This is a genomic window from Verrucomicrobiota bacterium (genome assembly GCA_016871495.1).
GTDB lineage: Bacteria > Verrucomicrobiota > Verrucomicrobiia > Limisphaerales > VHDF01 > VHDF01.
The window spans coordinates 1-7,234 of the sequence record VHDF01000143.1; the positions used below are offsets into that span (position 1 = coordinate 1).

Genomic DNA, 7,234 nt, shown 5'->3' on the forward strand with positions numbered 1-7,234 from the left:
TGTTTTTCTCAATGGGCCACGGAATGGGCGATGCCCACGGCGACGGAATCCCGTTGGGATTCCTGATGCTGATCAATTTCTGTTTTTAGGGTAACACCTCGGCTCGGAAGATCGCCAAGCCGGCATTTTCCCGAATCGTCAACGCGTAAAGATCCGTCATCTCCAGGCCGTCGGGTTTGGAGGAAAGCTGCGGCTGCAATGGGCGAAATCGTTCCAAGGGCAATTCCACACGCCAAACCGCACCTTCGGCACCCAACTCTTCCGGCTGCACATCCGTCTCGAATTTGCCCGCATACACCCCGCGCATCTTCTGCGTGCTGAACCCGAAGCGCACCCGCTCTTTCCGGTCGGTTCGCCCTTCGAACACCAGCTTGGAGCCAGCCCGCAACTGGAGGGGGACTTTGCCGGCGCCAGGCACCACGAACGAAACGGCGAAGAGCAGGACAGGCTCGCGGTCCGGAACGGGCCACAGGAGAGGTTCGGCGTCCCAACCCATGGCCTCCCCGGCTTCACCCGGAAACCATCGGCCCAGAATGACCGCGCTATTCCGATCCGACGGTGTTTCCCATCGATGCACGGGCGCCGGTTGCGGCGAGGCCTGGAGCGGGTCTTTGCGTCCAAGGGCGTTGTGGATTTGCTGGCCCGCACCCAGCTTCGCCACGCCTCCATCCCATCCCCGAGCCACGCTTCCTACTCCCTCGTTGACCCGGACCAGAGTCTCGATGCCTGAAGCCTGGACATCGAACTGAGCCGCCCGTGACTGCACCGCCAGCGTCGGGGTTTGGATCACAAGATTCTCCGAAGCGGCTTTCCCCGGACTGACCCATAAATTGCCCCGGGTCATCTTCAACCGCAGTCCGCCGTCCAGCCCGTCGAGCAGCCGCAGAGACGAATGGCCGCCGATGGTCATCTTCGTGCCGTCGCGCAATTCAAGTTCAACCCAGGCATCGCAGGACCGGGTCTCGATCGTGTCACCCGCTCTCAATTTCACGCCCGGATTCAATCCGTAATCCAACTCCCCCCGAGATCCCAAGAACTGACGGGAACCGGTGGCGTGCGTGACTCGGGCGAGCTTGGATCGAGCCTCCGTGGTTCGCAACCAGGAGAGCGCCACGGCCAGCAATGCCAACAGGGCCGCCGCCGCCACCGCTCCGCGTGCCCACGGAGCCCAGCGAGCCTTGTGGCGAGGTTGAGCCGTGGAGGAGGAGGAAAGCACCCCGAGATCGGCTCGGGAAAAATTCTCTGAGGTCGTCCGCTCCAGGTCGGCGAGGAGGACAGCCTGCTCGGCAAGTTCACGCAGGTAGGCACGGGCTTCCGGGTCGTCGCGCAAGAGCGCTTCCCAGGCCTCGCGTTCCTGGACCGTGGCTTTTCCGTCAAGGCAGCGCAGCATCCACTCTTCGGCACCGGGTTTCATGAGTACAGTCAGGAGGTTTCCGCGACTCGGCGAAGTTTTCCTTCGATGCAGTCTTTCAACATCCCATGCAGGCGGGAAACCCGCTTGTAGACGGCGGTAATGCCGATCCCCATCCGTTCCGCGACTTCCTCGCAACTGCATCCCTCGAAATAACGCAGGCGTAGCAGCTCGCGCGCCGTGGGTGACGCCTCGGACAAGCAGTCCCGCAAAGCCTCCGTCTTGGCGCCGGAGGAGTACGGACGGCTCATCGACCATTCTCTTTCCAGCATTTCCAGAACACCTTCCCCCAGCCCCACGGATTCCCGGCGGTGACGTCGGAGCCAGTCGATCGACTCGTGGCGAACGGTGATGAAGGCCCAGGAGATCAAAGCGCTTGGGGTTTCGAAACTCACCTCCCGGGTCATCGCCTTCAGGGCGGCATTTTGAAAAATGTCTTCCGCCGCGTGAGCATCCCGCACCACGGTCCAGGCTGCGGCCGATAATCGCGTGCGCCACTTCATCAACACCTGCAGGATTTCTGCCTCGTCCAGGCTCATGACGGATCCCTCACACCTGGAGCCTGCCCCAAAGCACCCGCTTCGCCGTCGGGACCGGGGTGAGTCCGGAACGGACGCCCGTACCAACTCCAAGCCGCGGAAACCCGTTCCTTGATATCGGCCCCGGCCAGGAGCGAGCACGGCACCAGGAACAGCGTAATGGCGGTCGTGAACAAAATCCCAAAACCCATCGACACGGCCATCGGAATCAAAAATTGAGCCTCAAGGGAATCGTCGAAAATCATCGGCATCAGTCCCGCGAAAGTCGTGATCGAAGTCAGCAAGATCGGCTGAAACCTCCTGACGCCCGCTTCGACGGCGGCCTGTTCCAACCCGGCGCCCGCCAACCGCCGCTGATTCACGTAGTCCACCATGACCAGCGAATTATTCACCGAGATGCCCGCCAGCGCGAGCATTCCAAAGACGGAAAGATAGGAAGGTGTCATCCCCATGGCCAGATGACCCAGCAACGCCCCGACCGTGCCCAGCGGAATCACAAGCATCACGAACACCGGTTGGGAGAGTGATTTCAAGGGGATCGCAAGCAGCGCGTAGATGGCCAGCAACAAGGCCGCCGTGCCCAGGATCGTCCTCCGGCGCGAATCTTCGGCTTCGTCGACGTAGCCTTTGAACTGAAACGAAATCTCCTCGCCCTCCAGACACATCCTCTCGACTTGAGGCGCGATTTCCTTCGCCAACGCCACCACGTTGACATCCTCGTCCCGCGGTTGTGCTCCGATCCGTATGATCTCCGCGCCATCGTTGCGTTCCACAAAAGAAGGCGCCTTGGTAAAACGCACTTCCGCCACGGTCGCGAGCGGCACGGTCGCGCCACGAGGGGTGCGAATCCGCATTTGATCCAAAGTATGCAGCGTTTCCCGGGCTTCCTTGGGCAGTCGCACCATGACCCGAATGTCGTCGGGGCCCCGTTGCACCCGTTGAGCTTCCTCGCCATAGAAAGCCTGCCGGATTTGCTGCGCAAGCAGGTATTGATTCAAACCCAGTTCGGCGGCGCGCGGTTTCAGACTGAATTCCAGCTCGTCCTGCCCGTAATTGATCTGCGCCCAGGCGGTTCGAATACCCGGAGAATCTTCCAGAAGCTTCTTGATCCTTTCGGCAATCTCCGCCTTCTTGGGAGACGTTGGACCCCTCAGTTCAAGATGGAGGTTGGCATCCGAGTACTCACGCCCCCCTTCGAATGACTGCTCCGAGAAGACGCGGAAAAGGCGGGCTTCGGGAATGGGTCCGATCAACTCGGTCCACCGGTTGGCAATCTGGCTGTTGCGCGGTCCCGGAGTCGTTCGTTCGCTGGGATCCAGGATCTCCACCGAAACGAAACCGGATGATTTTGAAAAACTGCTTCGGTTCTCCGATCCGCCCACCACCCGGGTCACGTGCCGGATCAAAGATTCGCCCGTACCGGGATCCACGAATTCCCGCTTCACCGTCTCAAGCGACGCCAGAATGCGGTCCATGTAACGGGCGGTGGATTCCAGCGGCGTATCCTCCGGCAGCCGGAGAACGGCGGTAATGCGGCGCGAGTCCACCGAGGGGAAGGACACGAACTTCATGCGCCCGCCCAGGCAGTAGCCGACCATGAGCAATCCCATCATGACGAACAGCGCGAGCACGGAATAGCGGTGACGAACGGCTTTCCGAAGGGCCGGTTCGTAGAGGGCATTCACAAATCGTTCGAGTCCCGTGGTGACAAGGCCTTGCATTCGGTCGAACGCGTTCGCGCGTGCATCGACGCGCAAGCTTTTGAGGTGGGCCGGAAGCAACCATTTGCAAGCCAGCAGCGAAAACAAGAGCACCGAAGCCACGACCGGAGGAATCTGCCGGGCATAGTCCCCCCAAGTCCCTTTGAAAAACATCATCGGGAGAAACGCGACGATCGTGGTCAGCGCTCCATAGGTCACCGGCGTTGAAACTTCCAGCGTTCCCGCCACGACGGCGTCCAGGGGTTTCATTCCGGACTTCAGTTTCTCGTAGATGTTTTCCCCGGTGACGATGGCGTCATCCCCAACAATGCCGATGACAATGAAAAAACCGAACATGCTCATCATGTTCGCCGTCAAGCCGAACCAGGGCATCAACATCACCCCGCCCGCCAGGGCGACCGGAATGCCCACCGCAATCCAGAACGCCAGCGCAGGGCGCAGTGTCAGCCCCAGCAACAGCAGCACGAGCGCTCCGCCTTGGAGTGTGTTTGAAGTCACCGTGGTGAGCCGGGCACGGATCGCCCGCGACTCGTCGTTCCACACGGCCAGGGAGATGCCCTGGGGAAATCGGGCGGACGCGGTGCGCACGTACTCCCGGACTTTGTTCGAGATGTCGATCGCGCTTTCCTGTCCCGTCCGCATCACCTGAACGAAGAGCGCTCTCTTCCCGTCAAACTCGACCCGCTTGTCGCCCTCCTCGAATCCATCGTGAATGTCCGCAACCTCCCCAAGCAATACCTCAGCCCCATGGGCCGATCGAATGGGTATTTTGGCGAATTCACTCTCCCCATAGGCCTGGCCGCGGGTGCGAACGATCAAGGTGCCGCCCGGACTGTCAATGGCGCCGGCCGGCAAATCGATCGAGAATCGGCGGATGGCATCCGCCAAATCCTGGAAACTGAGTTGGTAAGCCGTCAGCTTGTCCGCCTTCGCCTCAATGCTAATCTCCAGCCGCCTCCCGCCCTCCACTCTGGCCCGGCTGATGCCCGGCATCTCGAGCAAGTCCTCCTGAACCCGCCGGGCAACCTTCCTCAGATCGTGCGCGCTCATGTCTCCCGTGATCGCCACTTTCAAGACCGCAAAGTAATTTCCGGATTCGGGGATGAACACACGAGGACGCTCCGTTTCGTTCGGAAACGTCGTGATGGTATCCACCCTGGCCTTCACGTCTTCCAGCAATTCCCGGAGGTCCGTCCCCGGCTCGGCATCCAGAAAGAACCGGGCCATGCCTCTCGATCCGTCCGCGTTCAGTTGCTTGATCCCCTTGACACCTTCCAAGGCTTCCTCCACCGGAATCAAAATCGCCCGCTCCACGTCCTTCGCCGTCGCCCCTCGATAGGGCATTTCGATCATCACCGTGTTCCAGCTCAAGGCCGGCGTCACCTCCATGGGAACTCGAAAGAGGCCCACCCAGATGCCCCCAGCCAGAATGGCCAGCATCAGGAAATTGGCTGCGATGCTGTTTTGGGCAAACCAGCGTATCATATCATATCATGTCATGCTGCCCGTTCTTTCCAATCTGGGCTTCATTCCTAGTTCCTCACCGGCTCCCCCCGGCCTCCCGCCGAAACACGATTGGTCTCCGCCGCGGCCACCACCGCCGATCGGGGCGAGGGCAGAATCTCCACCTTCGCGCCGTCCGGAGCATAAACGAGATGCGTCGTCGCCAGGAGAAATCCCGGTGGAATCTGCTCATTCCGAACCACAACGTGGTCCTCCGAAGACCACACCGCCTGAATGGTCTCTCCGCGCAGAGTCAACTTCTCCTTGTTCACCAAATGAATGCGGTCCAATTGGCGGACGGCCCCACGAGGCAAAGCGAGGACATTGGTCAGCACTTGGCCCTGAATGAATCCCACCACCGGCTGGCCGACGCGCAAAGGCGGATGGCCCGACTCCCGTCCGAACGGATCTTCCACCCGAGCCACCACAAACAATTCCAGGGAATTCTCATCCAGGGCCCCCTCGCTGCGGACGATTTTGCCTTTCCAAACATGCTCGGATGCCCCGCCGATGGCGTTTCGAAATTCCACGTCCAGAGGCGGATCCCCGGCGGTTTGAGGAACTTTCAGAAAGGGCAATTCCCTTCCGGCAATCGGAAGCCGCACTTCAACCGCGTCGATGGCGAAAATCGTGCCGAGGGGGACGCTCGGGCTGACGAGTTGACCAAGCCCGACGAATCGTTTGCGCACACACCCTTTGAAGGGAGCCCGAATGGACGTTCGCTCCAAGTCCCGTCGTGCCCGTTCCGCTTGCGCCTGCGCGGAATCAAGTTCCGCCTGGGCTTGGGAAAGGCTTGCCGCAGACACATCCGCCTGGGCTTGGGGAATGAGGTTGGACTTCAAACTTTCCTGGTCCCGCAGATGGCTGAGTCGGGCCAGTTGCAGGGCCGCACTCGCGCCCAGAACTCGGGCCTGAGCCACGGCTAAAGCGGTTCGATAATCGTCGGCCTCCAATTCCAACAGCACTTCGCCTGATTCGAAAAACGCGCCTTCCTGAAACGCCGGACTCAGTCGGGCGACCTTGCCTGCCACCAGCGGGCTCAACGAGATCTCGTTGTGGGGTCGCACGACCCCTTGGGCTCGGACGACGACCGGAAAATCTCGAGGCACAAGTTCCTGCACTTGGGTCCGGAGCGCTTGCGGGGTGGCGGGCGGACTCTTGGGTTTCACGGCTTCCCGTGACAGGATCACGAATCCGGCCCATCCCCCGGCGAGCAGCAGCACCGGAGGCAAACCACGCGACAGTCTCGCGAGCCAGTCCGAACTCTTGCCGGTGTTATCGCGGGAGACCATTGGATAGGCTGGGGGCTGGGTCATGCACGCTGCAACCCCATAAACGATCAAGAGGCTATTTTCCTGACCGTCGATCTCGGAGCATGCAACATCTCGTGCCTTTTGAAGTTGCGTCCGGGCACGCCCCAATTCCACGCGTCACACGCAGCAACGCATGTTTTCACGACGCCCGGAGGTGCGTTGGACAGGTTCGCATCATCGACATTCCATCGATCACGCCCGCGACAGCGGGCCGTTCTAAATCCGCGCTTCTTTCAGCCGCGCGAACCGCCTTTCGCGATTCCGTCGGAATTCTAGCCCGCGGATTTAGGGGCATGCCTCCGCCATGGACTTTCCGGATTCTCCCCGCTACGATTCCGCGGTGGGAGGGCCCATAGCTCAGCGGTTAGAGCAGACGACTCATAATCGTTTGGTCCTCGGTTCAAATCCGAGTGGGCCCACCAAATTCAGCTTCACCCCTCGTCTCGCTCGCTCATCTCGGAGCGGAGTTCATCCTAAATGGAGCAGTTGAGCGTGTCGAAGATGCGCAAAGGCTTGAGCGAGAAAGCCGCGATGCACGACGAGGCGTATCCGATGAGGTGATACGTCGAGTTGGGCAGAGCGGCTTTATCGCCAAGACCTTGCGCAGATTCGGCAAGGGCAACTGCACCGTTTAGGATCATGAATCAACTCGCGGGCTGTCTCCCCGATGGGGTCGGCTGCCTTCATCGTCAGGGCGAGTGATTCAACCTCCCGACTAACTTGATGCTCAAGTTACTCACCATTCCG

The 7,234-nt window shown here is 60.6% G+C and carries 4 protein-coding genes and 1 tRNA gene; 1 reads left to right on the forward strand and 4 read right to left on the reverse strand.

What is annotated here, in order from left to right:
- Positions 1 to 85 precede the first annotated feature (85 nt).
- Genes FJ404_18855 through FJ404_18870 form a run of 4 tightly spaced genes read right to left on the reverse strand, consistent with a single transcriptional unit; the run spans position 86 to position 6,490 of the window.
- Complete coding sequence (locus tag FJ404_18855) at positions 86 to 1,555, reverse strand: FecR domain-containing protein (GenBank protein MBM3824912.1); 1,470 nt, start codon at positions 1,553 to 1,555, stop codon at positions 86 to 88.
- Positions 1,423 to 1,950 carry a sigma-70 family RNA polymerase sigma factor gene (locus FJ404_18860; protein ID MBM3824913.1) on the reverse strand — a complete coding sequence of 176 codons (528 nt, stop codon included), beginning with the start codon at positions 1,948 to 1,950 and terminating at the stop codon, positions 1,423 to 1,425. Before FJ404_18860 ends, FJ404_18855 begins: the two co-directional genes overlap by 133 nt.
- Entirely contained in the window at positions 1,947 to 5,156 is a 3,210-nt protein-coding gene (locus tag FJ404_18865) for an efflux RND transporter permease subunit (GenBank protein ID MBM3824914.1), read from the reverse strand. Before FJ404_18865 ends, FJ404_18860 begins: the two co-directional genes overlap by 4 nt.
- A 47-nt stretch (positions 5,157 to 5,203) precedes the next feature.
- Positions 5,204 to 6,490 carry an efflux RND transporter periplasmic adaptor subunit gene (locus FJ404_18870; GenBank protein MBM3824915.1) on the reverse strand — a complete coding sequence of 429 codons (1,287 nt, stop codon included), beginning with the start codon at positions 6,488 to 6,490 and terminating at the stop codon, positions 5,204 to 5,206.
- Between the two features lie 343 nt (positions 6,491 to 6,833).
- On the opposite strand from FJ404_18870, the gene FJ404_18875 reads away from it, so the two are divergent.
- Positions 6,834 to 6,909, forward strand: a tRNA-Met gene (locus FJ404_18875).
- Positions 6,910 to 7,234: the final 325 nt, after the last annotated feature.

Coding starts and splice junctions, on each gene's coding strand:
- FJ404_18855 (MBM3824912.1), bottom strand. CDS start 1,555: ATGCAGTTGCGAGGAAGTCGCGGAACGGATGGGGATCGGCATTACCGC.
- FJ404_18865 (MBM3824914.1), bottom strand. CDS start 5,156: ATGATACGCTGGTTTGCCCAAAACAGCATCGCAGCCAATTTCCTGATG.
- FJ404_18870 (MBM3824915.1), bottom strand. CDS start 6,490: ATGACCCAGCCCCCAGCCTATCCAATGGTCTCCCGCGATAACACCGGC.
- FJ404_18860 (MBM3824913.1), bottom strand. CDS start 1,950: ATGAGCCTGGACGAGGCAGAAATCCTGCAGGTGTTGATGAAGTGGCGC.